The organism is Streptomyces sp. NPDC048392 (genome assembly GCF_043200575.1).
Taxonomy (GTDB): domain Bacteria; phylum Actinomycetota; class Actinomycetes; order Streptomycetales; family Streptomycetaceae; genus Streptomyces.
The window spans coordinates 359,381-376,895 of the sequence record NZ_JBICYB010000001.1 but is presented as its reverse complement, the minus strand read 5'-3'; the positions used below and the strand labels follow the sequence as shown (position 1 = coordinate 376,895).

General features: G+C 73.8%; 19 protein-coding genes and 1 tRNA gene. 10 read left to right on the top strand and 10 right to left on the bottom strand.

Annotated features, from left to right (window positions below; genetic code table 11):
- Positions 1–32: 32 nt before the first annotated feature.
- Entirely contained in the window at positions 33–440 is a 408-nt protein-coding gene (locus ACGFYH_RS01585) for a DUF1992 domain-containing protein (protein ID WP_393801096.1), read from the top strand.
- Between the two features lie 9 nt (positions 441–449).
- On the opposite strand, the gene ACGFYH_RS01580 is transcribed toward ACGFYH_RS01585, so the two are convergent.
- From ACGFYH_RS01580 to ACGFYH_RS01570, 3 genes are all read right to left on the bottom strand, one after another.
- The gene (locus ACGFYH_RS01580) at positions 450–1,004 is read right to left on the bottom strand and encodes a hypothetical protein (protein WP_393801095.1); all 555 of its coding nucleotides are present in this window, start codon (positions 1,002–1,004) and stop codon (positions 450–452) included.
- A gap of 5 nt (positions 1,005–1,009) precedes the next feature.
- The gene (locus ACGFYH_RS01575; protein WP_393801094.1) at positions 1,010–1,675 is read right to left on the bottom strand and encodes a hypothetical protein; all 666 of its coding nucleotides are present in this window, start codon (positions 1,673–1,675) and stop codon (positions 1,010–1,012) included.
- 166 nt (positions 1,676–1,841) lie between these two features.
- Entirely contained in the window at positions 1,842–3,917 is a 2,076-nt protein-coding gene (locus tag ACGFYH_RS01570) for a DHA2 family efflux MFS transporter permease subunit (RefSeq protein ID WP_393801093.1), read from the bottom strand.
- A gap of 593 nt (positions 3,918–4,510) precedes the next feature.
- Between ACGFYH_RS01570 and ACGFYH_RS01565 the strand changes: the two genes are divergently transcribed.
- Positions 4,511–4,765 (top strand): hypothetical protein, encoded by a 255-nt coding sequence (locus ACGFYH_RS01565; RefSeq protein WP_393801092.1) that lies wholly within the window; start codon positions 4,511–4,513, stop codon positions 4,763–4,765.
- Positions 4,766–4,839: 74 nt separating this feature from the next.
- Positions 4,840–5,535 (top strand): peptidoglycan-binding protein, encoded by a 696-nt coding sequence (locus tag ACGFYH_RS01560; RefSeq protein ID WP_393801091.1) that lies wholly within the window; start codon positions 4,840–4,842, stop codon positions 5,533–5,535.
- A gap of 285 nt (positions 5,536–5,820) precedes the next feature.
- On the opposite strand, the gene ACGFYH_RS01555 is transcribed toward ACGFYH_RS01560, so the two are convergent.
- A complete protein-coding gene (locus ACGFYH_RS01555; protein ID WP_393801090.1) occupies positions 5,821–6,486 on the bottom strand; it encodes an HAD family hydrolase in 666 nt (221 codons plus the stop codon).
- 181 nt (positions 6,487–6,667) lie between these two features.
- Positions 6,668–7,249, bottom strand: coding sequence for a TMEM165/GDT1 family protein (locus ACGFYH_RS01550; RefSeq protein WP_393801089.1), 582 nt, complete (start codon positions 7,247–7,249; stop codon positions 6,668–6,670).
- A gap of 421 nt (positions 7,250–7,670) precedes the next feature.
- On the opposite strand from ACGFYH_RS01550, the gene ACGFYH_RS01545 reads away from it, so the two are divergent.
- The 4 genes from ACGFYH_RS01545 (at position 7,671) to ACGFYH_RS01530 (ending at position 11,854) form a co-directional block, all read left to right on the top strand.
- Positions 7,671–8,315, top strand: coding sequence for an HNH endonuclease family protein (locus ACGFYH_RS01545; RefSeq protein WP_393801088.1), 645 nt, complete (start codon positions 7,671–7,673; stop codon positions 8,313–8,315).
- Between the two features lie 88 nt (positions 8,316–8,403).
- Entirely contained in the window at positions 8,404–10,101 is a 1,698-nt protein-coding gene (locus tag ACGFYH_RS01540) for an alkaline phosphatase D family protein (protein ID WP_393801087.1), read from the top strand.
- A 396-nt stretch (positions 10,102–10,497) separates the two neighbouring features.
- Positions 10,498–10,959, top strand: coding sequence for a DoxX family protein (locus ACGFYH_RS01535; protein WP_393801086.1), 462 nt, complete (start codon positions 10,498–10,500; stop codon positions 10,957–10,959).
- A 220-nt stretch (positions 10,960–11,179) separates the two neighbouring features.
- Entirely contained in the window at positions 11,180–11,854 is a 675-nt protein-coding gene (locus ACGFYH_RS01530; RefSeq protein WP_393801085.1) for a DedA family protein, read from the top strand.
- Positions 11,855–12,191: 337 nt separating this feature from the next.
- Here ACGFYH_RS01530 and ACGFYH_RS01525 read toward each other — a convergent pair whose 3' ends face one another.
- Entirely contained in the window at positions 12,192–12,425 is a 234-nt protein-coding gene (locus tag ACGFYH_RS01525; RefSeq protein WP_393801084.1) for a DUF2277 domain-containing protein, read from the bottom strand.
- A gap of 4 nt (positions 12,426–12,429) precedes the next feature.
- On the bottom strand, positions 12,430–12,963 hold the full coding sequence (locus ACGFYH_RS01520) for a GNAT family N-acetyltransferase (protein ID WP_393801083.1): 534 nt from the start codon (positions 12,961–12,963) through the stop codon (positions 12,430–12,432).
- A 114-nt stretch (positions 12,964–13,077) separates the two neighbouring features.
- Here ACGFYH_RS01520 and ACGFYH_RS01515 point away from each other — a divergent pair, with 114 nt between their 5' ends.
- The gene (locus ACGFYH_RS01515) at positions 13,078–13,437 is read left to right on the top strand and encodes a hypothetical protein (RefSeq protein WP_393801082.1); all 360 of its coding nucleotides are present in this window, start codon (positions 13,078–13,080) and stop codon (positions 13,435–13,437) included.
- 99 nt (positions 13,438–13,536) lie between these two features.
- On the opposite strand, the gene ACGFYH_RS01510 is transcribed toward ACGFYH_RS01515, so the two are convergent.
- The 3 genes from ACGFYH_RS01510 to ACGFYH_RS01500 form a co-directional block, all read right to left on the bottom strand.
- Positions 13,537–14,208, bottom strand: a complete 672-nt coding sequence (locus ACGFYH_RS01510) for a DUF305 domain-containing protein (protein WP_393801081.1) — start codon at positions 14,206–14,208, stop codon at positions 13,537–13,539.
- Between the two features lie 85 nt (positions 14,209–14,293).
- Positions 14,294–14,839, bottom strand: coding sequence for a DUF6153 family protein (locus ACGFYH_RS01505; RefSeq protein ID WP_393801080.1), 546 nt, complete (start codon positions 14,837–14,839; stop codon positions 14,294–14,296).
- Between the two features lie 94 nt (positions 14,840–14,933).
- Positions 14,934–15,008, bottom strand: a tRNA-Val gene (locus ACGFYH_RS01500).
- 221 nt (positions 15,009–15,229) lie between these two features.
- Between ACGFYH_RS01500 and ACGFYH_RS01495 the strand changes: the two genes are divergently transcribed.
- The gene (locus tag ACGFYH_RS01495; protein WP_393801079.1) at positions 15,230–16,000 is read left to right on the top strand and encodes a DUF4097 family beta strand repeat-containing protein; all 771 of its coding nucleotides are present in this window, start codon (positions 15,230–15,232) and stop codon (positions 15,998–16,000) included.
- Positions 16,001–16,071: 71 nt separating this feature from the next.
- A complete protein-coding gene (locus ACGFYH_RS01490; protein WP_393801078.1) occupies positions 16,072–17,478 on the top strand; it encodes a hypothetical protein in 1,407 nt (468 codons plus the stop codon).
- Positions 17,479–17,515: the final 37 nt, after the last annotated feature.

The following is a 17,515-nucleotide window of genomic DNA, read 5'->3' as shown; positions in this document are numbered from 1 at the left end:
GGTGTCGCCGCGGTGTCCGGCACAATGGGTTCATGACCGAGCGAAAGCCACCTGGCGTCGACTTCGAGTCCTGGGTCGACAAACAGATTCGAGACGCGGACGCGCGCGGCGAGTTCGCCGAGCTGCCCGGCGTGGGCAAGCCACTGCCCGGCGAGATGGACGGCACCTACGACGAAATGTGGTGGGTCAAGCGGAAGATGGCCCGCGAGGGCTTCTCCGTACTGCCGCCCACGCTGGCCCTGCGCAAGGAGGCGGAGGACGCCCTGGAGGCGGCGGCGAAGGCACCGTCGGAGCGGGTGGTCCGCCGTATCGTCGAGGAGATCAACGTCAAGATCCGCGACGTCATGTTCAAGCCGCCGCCCGGCCCCCCGCTGGGTCTGAAGCCCTACGACGTCGAAGAGGTCGTACGGCAGTGGCGGGAGGGCCGGGCGGAGCGGTGAAGCCCGTCGTCACAGGCGCATCAGGCGGTCCGCCAGCTCGCGGTAGTCCCGCAGGGCCAGGCGGAGTTGTTCGGTGTCCGTACTGACGGCGCCGCTGTCCTCTCCGGTGTCCTGCCAGGACGTGCGCAGGGTCCGGCGGCGGTGCGTCACGGCGTCCGTGAAACGGGCGGTGATCTCCTCCAGGACCCGGTCGGCCTCCTCGACGGAGGCGCGCGGCGCGTCGACGAATCCGGCCACCGCCTGGTGCAGCCGCTGACCGAGCTTGTCCCATTCCTCGTGCGGGAGCAGCTCGCTCCCCGGGGTGGCGGCCGTGGCCGCGGTGCCCTTGGTCCGCGGGCCGGACGCGGGTTCGGCGGCGTCCGACAGGCGGCCGGAGCGGGCCTCGGGTGCCGGGGGCGCGCCGGCCGTACGGTCCGTGCCCGGGACGGTCTCGCCGCGGGCCTCGGACACCGGGGGCGTACCGGCCGTACGGTCCGTGCCCGGCGCGGTCTCGCCGCGGGCGTCGGGGGTCTGCCTGTCACGCTCGACGGGGATGCCGCCGGGCTGCCGGGTCACCTCGGACATGTGCCTCAACTCTCCTTCGGCTGGCGCTTGTTGAGCGACCAGGTGCGGTGCTCGCGGGCGGGTTCCTGTGCGTCGCCGTCGGCCCCGGGACGGTGCCGGGCGCCGTCGTGGCGGGCCGGGCGCACCAGAGCCTCGAACAGCGCGCGGGCCCCGACCATTGACTCGCGCATCTCCTCCGTGCCCGTGCCGCCCTCAGCCGCGTCGTCCACGCGCGCGTGCGTCACGCGGTGCACGCGGCGGTAGCCCTCGACGTGGTGGGCGTGGTGCACGGACAGCGCCGTGAGCTGCTCCTCGTACTGTCCGCCGTCGGGGAAGCCCCGGGCGCCGGCGAGTTCCGCGAGCAGCCGGTCCGCCTCGGCGACCGCCTCGCGCGGGGAGTCGACGAAGCGCTCCTGGGCCGCGGTCCAGCGCGCCTCGAAGCGCTCGCGCTCGGCGGGCTCCAGGGGCCGTTCGCGCAGCGACCCGTGCCGCCGCACTCGTTCGGCCAGTTCGCGCTCGGCGGCCTTGGTGTCGCCGTCGTGCCGGGCCACGGCCAGGTCGTACTCGGGCCCGAAGCGGCGCTTCAGGCTTCCGCCGTGCTGGGGGCCCCGAGCGCGAAGGGCGAGAACGGCCGCGACGACGAGCACGGCCGCCACGATCACGATCAAAGCGATGATCACGCCTGTGGACATGAGTGCCTTCCGGGTTTTCGACCCGGCCTCCGAACGGGCCGGTTCGCCGTTCGGGTTGCCCCGGAGTCCGCGCTCAAACGGCGTACAGCGCGCGCCGACGGCCTATCGGTGGGAAAATACGCACTCGTCCGTCCAGGCGCCGGGCCGGGATCCACCCCGGCGGGACTCAGCCGACCGGTGCCGTCGCGCGTCCCTCGCGCCCTGCGTGCCCCTCGTGCGGGCGTTCGCGCACCGAGCCGCACAGTTCACCGGTCAGCTCCCTCACGAGCCGCACCAGGTCGGTCGGGCGGTCCGGACCCCACCAGTCGCCGAGCAGTTCGGCGAGCGATTCCTCCCGGGCCAGCGCCAGCCGCCCGGCGACCTCGCGGCCCCGGCCGGTGAGGACCAGGTCGGGGCCCTCACGGACGGCAAGGTGCCGTTCCTCCACCTGGCGGGCGGCCGCCATCACGGTGGCCAGGGGGACGGGGCTGCGCTCCGCGAGCTGGGCCGGCTCGACCCGGCCGTACTTCCTGACCCGCAGCAGTATCCAGCTGGACGCCGGCAGCAGATCGTAGCCCGCCCGTACGGTGATCCTGCGGTAGATCTCCCGGCGGCCCTCCCGGGTGCCGAGTACCGACAGGGCGCGGCACACCTCGTCGTGCGAGGACCGTTCCACCGGGTTGCTGGCGAGGGTCTGCGTGGCGTCCGGCGCCGTGACCGAGCCGCGCAGCCGGTCCTCCTTCAGGAACCAGGCCAGGAAGAAGGCGACGAGGGCGACAGGGGCGGCGTACAGGAAGACGTCGGTGATGGAGGAGGCGTAGGCGTGGATCGCCCCGGGGCGCAGCGCGGGCGGCAGGGCGCCGATGCCGCGCGGGTCGGCCTTGAGGGTGTCCACGGAGACGCCGGGCGGCAGGGCGGCCCCCCGGAAGGCGTCCGCGAGCTGCCCGCCGAGACGGCTCGCGAAGATCGTGCCGAAGATGGCCACGCCGAACGACGCGCCGATGGACCGGAAGAAGGTCGCGCCGGAGGTGGCGACGCCCAGGTCCTCGTAGGCCACGGCGTTCTGCACGATGAGGACGAGGACCTGCATCACCAGGCCGAGGCCCAGGCCGAAGACGAAGAAGTAGGCGCTCATCTCGGCCGTGGCGCTGTTCTCGTCGAGCTGGTGCAGCAGGAGCAGCCCGAGGGTGGTGACGGCGGTGCCCGCGACGGGGAACACCTTCCAGCGGCCGGTACGGCTGACGATCTGCCCGGAGACGGTCGACGACAGCAGCAGGCCGAACACCATCGGCAGCATGTACACACCGGACATGGTGGGGGTGACGCCGCGGACGACCTGGAGGAACGTCGGCAGGTACGTCATCGCGCCGAACATCGCGAAGCCGATGACGAAGCTGATGACGGCGGAGAGCGTGAAGGTGCGGACGCGGAAGAGTTCGAGGGGCAGGACGGGCTCGGCCGCCCGGCGTTCCACGGTCACGAAGAGGGCGGCCAGAACGACCGCGAGCACCGCGAGCCCGATGATCTGCGGGGAGTCCCAGGCCCAGGTCGTGCCGCCGAGCGAGGCCACGAGGACCAGGCAGGTGGCGACGGAGGCGACGAGGAGGGTGCCGAGGTAGTCGATGACGTGCCGGGCGGCCCGGCGCGGGATGTGCAGGACCGCCGCGATCACGGCGAGCGCGACGATGCCGATGGGCAGGTTGATGTAGAAGACCCAGCGCCAGCTGAGGTGCTCGGTGAAGACTCCGCCGAGCAGCGGCCCGAGCACGCTGGTAGCGCCGAAGACCGCGCCGAACAGCCCCTGGTAGCGGCCGCGTTCGCGGGGCGGTACGAGGTCGCCGACGATCGCCATCGACAGCACCATCAGCCCGCCGCCGCCCAGGCCCTGCAGGGCGCGGAAGGCGATCAGCTCGGACATGCTCTGCGCGATGCCGCACAGCGCGGAACCGACCAGGAAGATCCCGATCGCCAGCTGGAAGAGCCTCTTGCGTCCGTACTGGTCGCCGAGCTTGCCCCACAGCGGGGTCGCGGCGGTCGCCGCCAGCAGATAGGCGGTGACCACCCAGGACAGGTGCTCGAGGCCGCCCAGATCGCTGACGATGGTCGGCAGCGCCGTCGACACGATGGTCTGGTCGAGCGCGGCGAGCAGCATCCCGAGGAGCAGGGCTCCGATGGAGACGAGTACGCCGCTGGAGACCTGCTCCCGCTCCCCCGGTGCCGCGGACCGCGCCGGGTCGTTCGCCTCGCGCACCTCTCCGGCCATGTGCCCTCCACAGGTGTCTCGTGCGGTCGCGCACGTCCATCCTGGTCGGTGTGACCGGATTCGGCCGTTTCAGTCCTGCGGAAGACCGCCTTCCGGGGGGCGTGTGCGCGGAAGTGTGGAGCAGATCTGCATACTCTCTGGAGTTCGCGAGGGGAGTTCGCGAGGGGAGTTCCCCGAGGGGAGGGACGAACGCGTGGAGCAGCAGAAGGAACCGCCGCAGGAGCGGCCCGGAGGTACCGAGTGCCCGGAGTGCGGCACGCCCAGAGCGGCGGACAACACGCCGTCCTGCGCCTGCGGAACCCGGGCGTCCGACGCGCTGCGCGACGCGCGTACGGCCCAGGTGGCAGCGGCGGAGGATTTCGATCCGCTGCGCATACGGCCGTACGTCGAACTGGACGGGACGGCCGGGGACCCTCGGGAGGCGGCGGGCTCGTCGGGTTCGCCCGGCGGGCGCCCGGTCGCACCCCCGTCCGACGGGGCGGCTCCCACTCCCGCGGGGGCGGGGGCGGGGGCGCGAGCGAGGGCGGAGCCGGGAGAGGGGCCTGGCACACCCACGTCCGACCCGGACGCCACCATGACGCTGCGCGCCGTCGATGCCGGTGCCGCCCCTGGAGCCGGTGCCGGTGTTGCAGGTGCTGCCGGAGCCGGTGCCGGTGCCGGTCCTGAAAGTACTGCCGGACCCGGAGCCGGTGCCGGTGCCGGTCCTGAAAGTACTGCCGGACCCGGACCCGGAGCCGGTGCCGGTCCTGAAAGTACTGCCGGACCCGGAGCCGGTGCCGGTGCCGGTCCGTCCGCGGCGGCGCCCGGCGCGGGCACGGCGGCGGCCCCCGCACTGCCGGCACCCCTGACCCCCTCGCCCGGCTCACCCGGCACGCACGACCTCCGCCTGTTCGAGACCTCGGCCACCACGCGCCCGCCGACCGTGGGCCCCGGCACGGGCGGCGGGCGCGGCCCGGACCGTGCGGACGGCGGCGGACGGACACCGCGCAGGCGGCACAAGGGCGTACTGCTCAGCGTCACGGGCGCGCTCGTGGTCGTGGCGGGCGCTGCGGGGTACGCGAGCGGGCTGTTCTCCTACGAGACCCCGTCGCGGGACGGGGCACTGCCGGACGAGGTCCGGGCCGGGGTGCCGGACGCGTCGGCCGGCGAGGCCGCGCCGAGCGCCGGACCGAGCGCGCCCTCCGCCTCGCCGGTCCTCTCGGCGTCCGCCTCCCCTTCCCCCTCCGCCTCCCTCTCCGCGTCGGCGTCCGCGAGCGTCTCGGCCTCGCCGTCCCCGTCGGCGCCGAGTGCCTCGCCCACGCCGTCCCGGTCGGCCGAACCGACGCGGACCACGACCGCACCGGCCGACGACGCCCCGCGGGAGCCCGAGGACGACGACCGCGACCTCGGCGGCAGTCCCGAGCTGCACCCCGGCGACCGCGGCCCGGAGGTCGCCGAACTGCAGCAGCGTCTGAATGAGGCGCACTTCTACACGGGCGACATCGACGGAACCTACGACCACCGGGTCGAGGACTCGGTCCGCACCTACCAGTGGTGGCGCGGCATCCACTCCGACGAATCCGGCGTCTACGGACCGGACACCCGGCGCAGGCTGGAGTCGGAGACGCGGGAGCCGTAGAACCCGCCGACGGACGGTGCCGCGGCCGCGGGGCCGTGGAGCCTGTCCGGCAGACCATGTCGCAGACGCGGGGCCCGGCACGTCTCCGCTGCCTCGAACGCCGACGTCGGCGCCGGCCGCCGTCTCGCCCACGCCGGCTTCACCCGCGCGGCAGGGCCCCATCGCGTCGACGCGCTCCTCCACCTCGCGCGTGGACGCACCGGGCCGGACCCCGCTCACCGGGGCCGGTCAGGCGCCGTCGCTCTCCCCCGACCCGATCCGTCGCCGGACAGGCCCCGGCGGCCGTCAGCCGATGTGCAGGCTCAGGGTGCCGTCCGGATCGGCCTCCACCCGCACCCGCGTCAGGTCCTCCACGACCACGTCCGGCCCGTGGAACCCGGCACGCGGTCCGACCCCCACCACCCGCATCCCGGCGGCGCGCGCGGCCGTGATCCCGGCCCCGGAGTCCTCGAAGGCGATGCAGTCGGCGGGGGCGACGCCCAGTTCGGCGGCGCCCTTGAGGAAGCCCTCCGGGTCGGGCTTGCTGGCACCGACCGACTCGGCGGTGACCCTGACGTGCGGCTGCGCGAGCCCGGCGGCGGCCATCCGGGCGGTGGACAGGGCCACGTCGGCCGAGGTCACCAGGGCGTGCGGAAGGCCGCGGAGCGAGGCGAGGAAGTCGGGCGCGCCGGGGATCGCGACGACGCCCTCGGTGTCGGCGGTCTCCTCGGCGAGCATGCGCGCGTTGTCGGCGTGGTTCCGCTCCATGGGCCGGTCCGGCAGCAGCAGGGCCATCGAGGCGTAGCCCTGCCGCCCGTGGACGACCTTCATGACCTCGTCGCCGTCGAGTCCGTGGCGGTCGGCCCAGCGCCGCCAGACGCGCTCCACGGCGGCGTCCGAGTTGACGAGGGTGCCGTCCATGTCGAGCAGCAGGGCACGGGCGGGCAGAACGGTGGTGGCGGTGGCCGTCATCGGCAGACTCCAAGGCGCGGGGAGGAAACACGGCGGCCCCGCGAGCCGGTCAGGGAGCACGGACGGGAGCCACTTTGTTCACCCACGGTACAAAACGGGCCGGGGATCGCGCCACCCGCCCGCCCGCATGTTCACGCGCCGTTCGGCTCGCGTCCCCGGCCCGCCGCCGCGCCGGCCGCGCTCAGCCGGCGATCGCCTCCCACAGGCTCCACACGCCGAGGCCCAGCATGAGCAGCGCCGCGACCTTCGTGATCAGCCGCAGCGGCACCCGCTTCATCAGGGCCTTTCCGCCGACGATGCCCAGCCCGGCCACCGCCCACAGCGCGAGCACCGCGCCGAGGCCGACGGAGAGCGGGTCGTCGTAGCGGGCCGCGAGGTTGGCCGTCATGATCTGCGTCAGGTCGCCGAACTCGGCGACCAGGATGAGCATGAATCCCGCTCCGGCGACCTTCCAGAAGGACTGGTCCTCCGGCTTGCGGACCTCCTCGTCCTCGTCGTCCTTCTTCATCAGCAGCACGGCGGCGCCGCCCAGGAAGAGCACACCGGTCAGCGCGTGCACGACCTGCTGGGGCAGCAGGGTCAGCACGCTTCCGGCCGCGACCGCGAGCACGACGTGCAGCAGGAAGGCGGCGGCCACGCCGGCGAAGACGTACGAGGCGCGGTAGCGGGTGCCGAGGACGAGGCCGGCGAGCGCGGTCTTGTCCGGCAGCTCGGCGAGGAAGACGACACCGAAGACGAGCGCCGTCACGGTCAGGCTGATCAAGGTTCCTCAATCGGTCGGGGCCGCCCCGCCGAGAGTGCTGGTTGCGCGGACTTCACGACTTCCGCGACGCAAGACACCCCGGCACGGCAGCACACGGATCCACCCCTGCCGTACGGCACGGGCGTGCACTGCTTGCCGAAGGTCTCGCTGGCCGGTCCCCGCGTGCGAGGCCTGCCTCCGGGCGCCGGCTCAGACGAGCTGAGCAGTATGTCGACGGTCCGGCGAAGAGCTACTCCCCTTCTGCGCCGTCCATAGTACGCGAGCCCGCGCGCGGCCCCGAGGGCCGAAAGTCCCGCCGCGCGTATAGACGTGCCATGCACACGTCACTAACTTCTTACCGACCGCACACCTGTGCGCCATGCGGCGTCGCGAGCATCCCCCTGCCCGCGTCCCAACACCCCACACCTCACAGGGAGTTCGCATGCCGAAGTTCTACGCGCGTCGACGACTCGGTCTGCTCACCGCGCTCACCGGGCTCATAGCCTCCGCCGGGCTCCTCGACGGCCCGGCCGCCTCCGCCGCCCTCCCCGCCCCGGTCAGCGCCGCCACCGCCCGCGCCTACCTCGCCTCCCTCACCGTGGCCACCGAGAACCGCACCGGCTACGACCGCGACCTCTTCCCGCACTGGATCACGCAGTCCGGCACCTGCAACACCCGCGAGACCGTCCTCAAGCGCGACGGCTCCGGCGTCGTCACCGACTCGTCCTGCGCGGCCACCAGGGGCAGCTGGTACTCCCCCTACGACGGCGCCAGCTGGTCCGCCGCCTCCGACCTCGACATCGACCACCTGGTCCCGCTCGCCGAGGCCTGGGACTCCGGGGCGGGCAGGTGGACCACCTCCCGCCGCCAGTCCTTCGCCAACGACCTGACCCGCCCCCAGCTCCTCGCGGTCACCGACAACGTCAACCAGTCCAAGGGCGACCAGGACCCGGCCACCTGGATGCCCTCGCGCAGCGCCTACCGCTGCACGTACGCCCGCGCCTGGGTGCAGGTGAAGTACTACTACGACCTCTCGGTCGACTCCGCCGAGAAGTCGGCCCTGCAGGGCTACCTCGCGAACTGCTGACGCCCCGTCCGGCAACTGTCCGGCGCGGAACCTCCCCACCGGCCTCCGTCGTTCCGTACCGTACGGGTCGACGGAGGAGAGGATCATCATGGCGGACCTGCGCCTGGGCCCACTGCTGAGGTACACCGACGGTGCGTGCGCGACCGTCTGGGTCGAGACGGCCCGCCCCTGCACCGCCGAGGTGCGCTGCGCCGACGGTGCCCGGGGCACGGCCCGTACCTTCCAGATCGCGGGCCACCACTACGCCCTGGTCCCGGTCAGCGGCCTGACCCCCGGTACGACCACGGAGTACGAGGTGCTCCTCGACGGGGCGAGCGTGTGGCCGCCGCCCGACTCGCCCTTCCCGCCCTCGGTGATCGCCACGCCCGCGGACGAGGACGGCGTGCGCATCGCCTTCGGCTCCTGCCGCTGGGCCGCACCGCCCGCCGGCGGGAAGGACCCGGTGGGCCCGGACGCGCTGGACACCCTCTCCGCCCGTATCGCGGGCGCCCCCGAGGGTGCGCGACCGGACGTACTGCTGCTGCTCGGGGACCAGGTCTACGCCGACGAGGTCTCCGACGCCACGCGCCGGTGGCTCGCCGGGCGCCGTGACCTGGACCGGCCTCCGGGCGACCAGGTCGCCGACTACGAGGAGTACACGCGCCTCTACGACGAGTCCTGGCTCGACCCCGAGGTGCGCTGGCTGCTGTCCACCGTGCCCAGCTGCATGATCTTCGACGACCACGACGTCATCGACGACTGGAACACCTCCGCCGCCTGGCTCGCCGACATGCGGGCCACCGACTGGTGGCAGGAGCGGCTGCTGAGCGGACTGATGTCCTACTGGGTGTACCAGCAGCTGGGCAACCTCTCCCCCGACGAGCTTGCCGCCGACCCGCTCTACGCGGCCGTCCGCGAGACCCCCGACGGCACCGCCGCCCTGCGCGCGTTCGCCACGCGGGCCGACACCGACCCGGACTCCGTCCGCTGGAGCTACCGGCGCGACTTCGGCCGCACCCGGGTGCTGATGGTGGACTCCCGCGCGGCCCGCGTCCTGGAGGAGGACGACCGCTCGATGCTCAACCCGGGCGAGGCCGCCTGGCTGCGCGAGCAGATCATGGAGGGACGGGACGAGGGCGGGCCCGAGGGCCAAGGCGACGGCGGACCGGAGGGCGAGGGCCGCGGTCCGTACGACCATCTGCTGATCGGTACCTCCCTGCCCTGGCTGCTGCCCCACCTGGTGCACGACGTGGAGGCGTGGAACGCCGCGATGTGCGGCGGCGAGCGGGGCGAGCGCTGGGCCCGGCGCGGAGAGCGGATCCGGCGCGGGGCCGACCTGGAGCACTGGTCCGCGTTCCCCGCGTCCTTCGGCGCCCTCGCCGAGCTGATCGCCGAGGCCGGTACCGGAGCGGGGGCGCCCGCGACGGTGAGCGTGCTGTCGGGCGACGTCCACCACGCCTATGTGGCCGAGCCCTCGTGGCCGGGGCGGGTGCCCGACGCGCGGGTGGCACAGCTGACCTGCTCCCCCGTCCACAACTCGGTGCCGCTCTCGATCCGCCTCGGCTTCCGCTTCGGCTGGAGCGCTCCGGCGCGTGCCCTCGGGCGGCGCATCGCCCGGCACGGACGGTGCGCGCCGCCGGCGGTGAGCTGGCGCAGGATCGGCGGCCCGTGGTTCGGCAACCAGATCATGACCCTCACCCTGCGGGGGCGGTCGGCGCGGCTGCGCCTGGAACAGGCCCGGGCGAAGCGGGACGGGACGAGCGCACTGCGGGTGATCACGGACCGGGAGCTGACCCGGCCGACGTAACCGAGGGCTTCCGTCGCAGCCGACGGAAGCAGACCGATCCCACGGAAGCGGACGGAAGCCGGCGGAAGCCGGTCGGTCGGACCGTCGGAGCGGCCGGACCGTCGGACCGGTCGGGCGGTCCGCCGCGGATGGTCCCGGACCGGGTCGCACTGGCCGGGGCATGGACCGCGGGGGCGGAGCCGGGTATGAATCAAGTCACACGGGCGGCCGGTGCCGCGAGTATGGGAGCGCTCCCACCTGGAGCGGGGACGGCGGCGTGAAGGTGACCGCACGTCAGGTCATGGCTAAATGTTGAACTTGCAAGTACTCATTAGGCTCACCTAACGTGGGCAGCCCACTCGGTTCCGTCCCCCCACCGGCCCCGCCCCGGCCGGCCGACCGAAGGAGCACCCCCGCATGTCCGCACGCCTCACCAGCGCCGGCGCCCAGCCCTACGTACTCGGCGGATTTCGCATAGTCGTCAGTCTGCTCTTCGCCTCCCACGGCGCCGCCTCCCTCTTCGGCGTCCTCGGCGGCGCCGCGGGGTCCGGCGGCACGATCGACGCGGGCACCTGGCCGGGCTGGTACGCGGCCGTGATCCAACTGGTCGGCGGCGGCCTCGTCCTGCTGGGCCTCGGCACCCGCCCGGCAGCCGTCGTCTGCTCCGGCTCGATGGCCTACGCGTACTTCAAGGTGCACCAGCCGGGTGCCCTGTGGCCGCTGGAGAACGGCGGCGAGGCCCCCGCCATGTTCTGCTGGGCCTTCCTGCTGCTCGCCTTCACCGGCTCCGGCGCCTTCGGCCTGGACCGGCTCTTCGCCCGGCGCACGTCCGAGCGGGAGCGCTCCGCCCCGGAGCGCCAGACGCCGGTCGCGGCCTGACCGGACCGGGCCGCCCCGGCGGTTGCTCGCCGGGCGCGGCAGCGGCTCTCCGCCGGAAGGGCGCCGCTGCCGCGCCCGGCAAGGTGCGTGGGCCCGTGGTCACCGTCCGGGTGAACGCCCCGTGTTGAGCACACAAGCCCCCTGTGAACCCTGTGTCACACCCCGGGCGTACGCTGTATGGCTGTCATCGGCCGCTCCTGCCGTCCCCGCGTCTCGCGGCATGGTCTGGCCCACGGGGGAGTACCGGGGAGTTGTGGTGGTCGAGAGTCTGGGAAGTATCGGAGCGCTGGTCAGCAGCCCATGGATCTACGCGCTGGTGGCCGTCTCGGTGCTCCTCGACATCTTCCTGCCGGTGCTGCCGAGCGGTGTCCTGGTGATCACGGCGGCCACGGCGGCGGCCGCGGGTTCGGGAGCGGCGGCCGCCGGGCGGGTTCCGCAGAACGTCCCCGACATCCTTGTCCTGACGCTCTGCGCGGCGACCGCCTCCGTCATCGGTGACCTGGCCGTTTACCGCCTCGCCTGGCGCGGCGGGGCACGACTGGACCGCGCGATCGCCCGTTCCCGGCGGCTGACCACCGCGCAGGAACGTCTCGGCGGCGCCCTCGCCCGCGGCGGTGGTGCCCTCGTCGTCCTGGCCCGCTTCGCCCCCGCCGGCCGCTCGGTCGTCTCGCTCGTCGCCGGGGCGGCCCATCGCCGGGTCCGCGAGTTCCTCCCCTGGTCGGCCCTGGCCGGACTGGCCTGGGCCGCCTACAGCGTCGCCCTCGGCTACTTCGGCGGCCAGTGGCTGGGCGCGACCTGGCTGGCGGCGGGCGTGTCACTGATGGCGCTGTTCGGCGCGGGGGCGGGCGCGGGATACCTGATGCGCCGCCAGCCCCGGACGACCGAGGCTTCGTGACCGAGACTTCGCAGCGGAGCGGGCGAGGGGCCCGCCCGCCGTCCGCCCGTCCTCCGTCCGCTCGTGCGGCGGCCGCTGCCGAGCGGCCGCCGGCCGGGCGCCAGGAACCGCCCGGCCGAGACGCGTGGCCGCGTGACGCATGGCGCATGGCGCATGGCGCATACGCGGGGGCGTCGGGTGAGGCGCATGACGCGGAGGCGTCGGTCGGGGCCTCTGCGCTGCGACACCCGTCAAGGCGTCCCCGCGGCGGCGTCGCGCGGGGCGCGCGGGCGGAGGCGTCGTCCGACGCGCCCGGGCGACGGCAGGGGGTCGGCCCGCGCGGCCGGACGGGACGGTGTCAGGAGGCCCGCCGTGCCCCGGCGCCTCCGCGTATCTCCAGGTCGGCCAACAGTTCGGCCGTGGCCTCTGCGACGGCTTCGACGGCCCGTTCGAAGACCTCCTGGTTGTGCGCGGCGGGCGCGCGGAACCCGGAGACCTTGCGTACGTACTGAAGGGCGGCGGCCCTGATCTCGTCCTCGGTGGCCTCCTCGGCCAGCACGGGCGGACGCAGGGTCTTGATGCTGCGGCACATGACCTCAGTCTCCCCTCTCCAGGTCCACCCGCCAGTCGTTCGACCTGATCCAGTGGCCCTTCGGATACTCGAAGTCGGCCTGCCCGAGCAGGGTGAACCCGGCTCCTCGGCAGACCGCGTTGGAAGCGGCGTGGCCGACGCTCGGGAACGCGTGCAGATACCGGTGGGGGCCGGCGGCGCGGGCCGCCTCCCGTACGGCACGGGCCGCCCGCACGGCCAGCCCCCGCCCCTGGAACTCCGGCAGCACCCCCCACCCGGTCTCCCAGACCTCGGTGTCCCGCCAGGTCCGCTGCCAGTACCCGATGGACCCGACGGTCTCACCCCCGTCCGCCGATATCACCCGGTACATCCGCCCGGGCTCCAGCTTCACGTACCGCCGGTGGCGGACCAGGAGCTGCTCCTCGGTCTCCGGGCCACCGAGGTGCGCCGTCATCCGCGGACTGTTGGTCCTGCGCAGCAGCCACAGGTCGTCCTCCGCCCAGGGGACCAGGCTCACCCGCTCCCCGCCCGTTCCGGTCCGCTCGCCCACACCATCCATGTGTTCACGGTAGGCCAGGGGGCTGACAGTCGGCCCCGGCCGCGGAGCCACCCTTTCGCGTGAACCACCGAAGGGAACGCGCGCCTCAAAATCGAACAGGCGTATCATTGAGGCGTGGCTACGACCTATGATTTCCCCAGTGATCTCCTCGCCGGTCAGGAGGAACTGCATCAGGTCCGGGCCGAGCTGTCGGCCCTGCTGAAGAGACTTCCCTGGTCCGTCGAGCCGCTCGACGGATTCAGCGACGACAACGGCTGGCGCAAGGTCGAACGCCCGGCCTCGCCCGGCTGGTCGGCGGACCAACAGGCCGAGGTCGAGAAGCTCCGGCAGCGCGAGCGCGAGCTGGCCGTCTTCGTCAGCACCCATCGCTACTGGTCGGAGATGACCGGCTCCGACCAGGTGAGCGCACGTTCGGAACTGAAACGCGCCCATGAGGCGGCCCCGCTCCCGGACACCCCGCCCGGGGACGCCTGAGGAGCGTCACCCGGGCGGGGCTCGTGAGGCGGCCGAGTACGGCCGCGCCCCCGCCGCGCCGGTCGCTGCCGCGCCGGTCGCTGCCGCGTTCCTGCCGTGTCAGTCCTCGCCGAGGAGTTTGTCCATCTCCCTGATCTCGGCGTTCTGCGCCGTGACCACGTCGTCGGCCAGAGCCTTGGCGGGGGCGTAGCGGCCCTTGGCCTTCTCGTCCCCGGCCATCTCGACGGCGCCCTCGTGGTGCTCGACCATCATGGTCAGGAACTTCGTGTCGAAGGTCCGGCCCGTGGCCTTCTCCAGCTCCGCCATGTCCTGGCCGTCCATCATCCCGGGCATGCCCGAGTGCGCCGAGTGATCCATGCCGGGCATCGAGCCGGTCGACGCCGTCGGCCCCGGCACTTCCTCGCCCCAGGCCGTCAGCCAGCCGGTCATGGTCGTGATCTCCGGGTCCTGTGCCTTCTCGATGCGTGCGGCGAGGTCCTCGACCTCGGCCGACGCCGACCGGTCGGCGGCCAGCCGCGCCATCTCCAGCGCCTGCCGGTGGTGCGGGACCATGCCCTGCGCGAACGTGACGTCCTGGGCGTTGTGCGCGTTCTCGCCGGCCTGGTCCCCGGCGGTGCCCGCGGAGTCGGCGTTCGCGGACGCGGAACCGTGCGGGCCCTCGTGAGCACGGTCACCGTCGCTGTCGCCCCCGCAGGCGGCGAGGACGAGCGCGGCGGTGACCGTCGCCGCCACCAGGGCGGTACGGCGCGTCAGGGTACGGATGTTGTTCATGGGTGAACTCCTGCGGTGAAGGAAGGAAATCGACATGCCGGTGCACCGCGCCGCGCCGGGCCGCGCGTGTGCGGAGGGGCGGTGTCTAGATCCGCAGGAGCTGGAGTTCGGCGAGGGACGGCGGTGCCCGCGCACCGTCCGGTGCCCCGGCCGTGTACGCGCGCACGATCCCGTCGCACACCACGACGGGGACCGGGTCGGGAAGGGGCGCCGGCAGCGCCGGCCCGTCACCCACCGCGCCGGACGCGCACACCACGTCGGCGTGCCGGAGATGTCCGCCGCCGCAGGAGCCCTCGTTCTGGGGGCACCCGGCGTGTGCCGCGCCGGCGGCCACCGGCGCGGACGGCGCCGCCGGCAGGCCGGTGTCCGCGACCGTCGCCGTCGACGCCGTGTACGGGTCCGCGGCCGGCGGCCCCGTCGCCGTCGGCGCCGTGTGCGGGTCCGCGGCCGTCGGCCCGGGTGGCGCGGACGGTGCCGAGGGTGCGTGGGAGGGCCCCGCGGAGTGCGCGGGAAGGCCGCCGCCGGGTGCCAGCCCGTGCATGCCCAGCAGCCCGGCGAGCAGCCCGAGCACGCACACGGCCTGCCACCACCGCGCCGGCGGTTGCTGGACGTACTGCTCGGGACTCCTCACGGACCTCATCCTAGGGAGGCCGGGGAGGAGCGCACGTGAGAGGCCCCCGGAAGATGATCTCCGGGGGCCTCCACTCCGACGACGGCGCCGGTCCTGGTGGGCGCGGACGGTTTCGAACCGCCGACATCCTGCTTGTAAGGCAGGCGCTCTACCCCTGAGCTACGCGCCCAGGACGAGTCGACAGCCTACATGGCCCGGCGCGCTGCCCGGCAAACGTGTGGGCGACGTGCTCCGGCCGGGGGTTGTCCCCACCCTCGATCCGGTAGTGGCCCGGATTCCGGCGGGGGCCGCGTGCTCCGTACGGTCCAAGAGTCCCGCCGAGAAGGGTCTCCGCCACCGCGGAGGGCCCCGGGCGCGGCACCTCGTCGTCCGTCCCAGGGGGAGATCGCCATGCCCGCCCGTACCGTTCCCGTCCGCGCGTTCGCCGCCGTCGGCGCCCTCGCCGTTCTCGTCGCGGGCCTGAGCGCCTGCGCCTCCGCCTCGGACGACAAGGACCCCGAGCACCGGTCGTTCGCGCTCCAGGGCGGCACGCTCACCGTCGACTCCGACGACTCCGCCCTGGAGATCGTCGCCTCGGACGACCACGCGTCCGGGAAGATCGAGGTCACCCGGTGGTTCTCCGGGTCGGTCGCCGTCGGCTCGGATCCCGAGGCGACCTGGACGATGGACGGTGACAGGCTCGTCCTGCGGATGCACTGCTCCGGTGTGGTCGCCGACTGCGCGGCCAAGCACCGCGTCGAGGTGCCGCGGGGCATCGCCGTCAAGGTCGAGGACGGGGACGGCAGCGTGCGGGCGAGCGGGTTCGAGGACGCGCTGAACATCCGTACCGGTGACGGCTCCGTGCACGTCACCGACTCCTCCGGGCCGCTGGACCTGCGCACCGGCGACGGCTCGGTGCACGCGGAGGTCTCCTCGCGCCGGGTGGACACGCACACCGACGACGGGTCCGTCCGTCTCGTACTCGGAACCGTCCCGGACCTGGTGGAGTCCCGCAGCGGCGACGGCTCCGTGACGATCACCCTGCCCCGGGCCACGTACAGGGTGTCGACGAAGACCGGTGACGGCGGGGTCGACGTGTCCGTGCCGCGTGACGACGCCAGTACCCATGTGGTGAACGCCCGGACCGGTGACGGCGAAGTCACGGTCCGAACCGCGAACTGACCGGCCCGTGTGTTCGTCCCTTACGGGTGGGAGAATGAACCCGGGCAGGACGGACGACACGGGAGAGGGATGTGACGGCGACACCATCGCAGCCGTACTCGCCGATGGTGACGCGTGCCCGGCGCCCGCCGCACCGTTCGGGCCGCCGCACGCCCGGCGCGGCCCGCGACGCGCTCGCCCTGCTGGGTCTGCCCCTGCTCGCCGCGCTCGTACTGCCCGCCGCGTTCGCCGGGGGCGGTACCCGGCGCTGGTTCGGCGGCGGGCGCGCCGAGAGCCAGCGGGCCGAGGCCCAGACCGCGAAGGACGACGCGGCGGACGCGTTCTACGAGCTGGACACCGCCCAGCGGGACCTGCGGATCTCGGTGGAGACGATCGCGGCCGTCGACTCCTCCCCCGCCGCCGGGCGGGCGGTCACCGACTTCGAGGCACTCGGCCGGCGCATCGACGAGGTCAGCCGCCAGTACATCAGCGCCGTCGACGCCCACGACCTGGACCGGGACGACCTGGAGGCGTCGGCCGCCGCCCGCGCCCGCACCGAACTGACCGCCGCCAGGACCGAGCTCGGCCGGGTCAAGCGGGAACTGGACCGCTTCGCCGAGGGGCTCGGCCCGCTGCTCGGCAAGGCCGAGACCCAGCTGGCCCGGCTGGCACCCGCCGTCGAACGCGCCCGGCAGGCCCTGCTAGCCGCCTCCGACGCCCTGGACACCGCACGCGGGTCCGGGCTGGAGGCGGACGACCTCGCCACCCGTCTCGCCACCCTCGGCCCGGAGCTGACCCGGCTGAACCAGGGCGCGGGACAGCACGGAGTGCCCCAGACCCTGGAGCGCGCCGAACAGGTCACCCGTGCGGCCGAGGCGGTCCGCGCCGAGGCCGAGCGGCTGCCCGAACGCGCCGCCGAGATCGGACACCGCCTGGTCTCCCTGCGTACCCGCGCCCAGGCCCTGACCACCCGCACCGAACAGGTCGAGCCGGTGCTGAGCGAGCTGCGGCGCAGGTTCACCGCCGCCTGCTGGCAGGATCTCCAGCATGTGCCGGACCAGGCCACCGAATCGGTCCGGCAGGCCGAGCGGAAACTGGCCGAGGCACACACCGCCCGCGACGAACAGCGCTGGCCCGACGCCACCGCCCTGCTGTCGACGGTGCGGGCGCTGCTCAATTCGACCGACGAGGCCGTCTCGGCGGCCGGTGACCGGCTGCGGCAGCTCAACGCCGTGCAGAAGGACCCGCAGCAGGAGATCGAGCGCACCCGCTTCGCGATCCGCGACGCCCAGCGGCTTGCCATGTCCGGGCGCAGCACCCCCGAGCCCCGGCACGCACGCCCCCTGGACGACGCCGTGGCCCGGCTGGAACGGGCGATCACCACGCTGGAGGGCCGGCACCCCGACTACTGGCACTTCCTGACGGAGACGGAAGCGGTCCGGCAGACGGTGGCCCATGTGGTCACCCGGATCCGCGAGGAGCGCGGAACCGGTCACTGACCACCGAGGACGGCCACCCGGGGCGGCCACCCGGCCG

Coding starts and splice junctions, on each gene's coding strand:
- ACGFYH_RS01585 (WP_393801096.1), top strand. CDS start 33: ATGACCGAGCGAAAGCCACCTGGCGTCGACTTCGAGTCCTGGGTCGAC.
- ACGFYH_RS01580 (WP_393801095.1), bottom strand. CDS start 1,004: ATGTCCGAGGTGACCCGGCAGCCCGGCGGCATCCCCGTCGAGCGTGAC.
- ACGFYH_RS01575 (WP_393801094.1), bottom strand. CDS start 1,675: ATGTCCACAGGCGTGATCATCGCTTTGATCGTGATCGTGGCGGCCGTG.
- ACGFYH_RS01570 (WP_393801093.1), bottom strand. CDS start 3,917: ATGGCCGGAGAGGTGCGCGAGGCGAACGACCCGGCGCGGTCCGCGGCA.
- ACGFYH_RS01565 (WP_393801092.1), top strand. CDS start 4,511: ATGCCGGTGCCGCCCCTGGAGCCGGTGCCGGTGTTGCAGGTGCTGCCG.
- ACGFYH_RS01555 (WP_393801090.1), bottom strand. CDS start 6,486: ATGACGGCCACCGCCACCACCGTTCTGCCCGCCCGTGCCCTGCTGCTC.
- ACGFYH_RS01545 (WP_393801088.1), top strand. CDS start 7,671: ATGCCGAAGTTCTACGCGCGTCGACGACTCGGTCTGCTCACCGCGCTC.
- ACGFYH_RS01540 (WP_393801087.1), top strand. CDS start 8,404: ATGGCGGACCTGCGCCTGGGCCCACTGCTGAGGTACACCGACGGTGCG.
- ACGFYH_RS01535 (WP_393801086.1), top strand. CDS start 10,498: ATGTCCGCACGCCTCACCAGCGCCGGCGCCCAGCCCTACGTACTCGGC.
- ACGFYH_RS01530 (WP_393801085.1), top strand. CDS start 11,180: ATGGTCTGGCCCACGGGGGAGTACCGGGGAGTTGTGGTGGTCGAGAGT.
- ACGFYH_RS01525 (WP_393801084.1), bottom strand. CDS start 12,425: ATGTGCCGCAGCATCAAGACCCTGCGTCCGCCCGTGCTGGCCGAGGAG.
- ACGFYH_RS01520 (WP_393801083.1), bottom strand. CDS start 12,963: ATGGATGGTGTGGGCGAGCGGACCGGAACGGGCGGGGAGCGGGTGAGC.
- ACGFYH_RS01510 (WP_393801081.1), bottom strand. CDS start 14,208: ATGAACAACATCCGTACCCTGACGCGCCGTACCGCCCTGGTGGCGGCG.
- ACGFYH_RS01495 (WP_393801079.1), top strand. CDS start 15,230: ATGCCCGCCCGTACCGTTCCCGTCCGCGCGTTCGCCGCCGTCGGCGCC.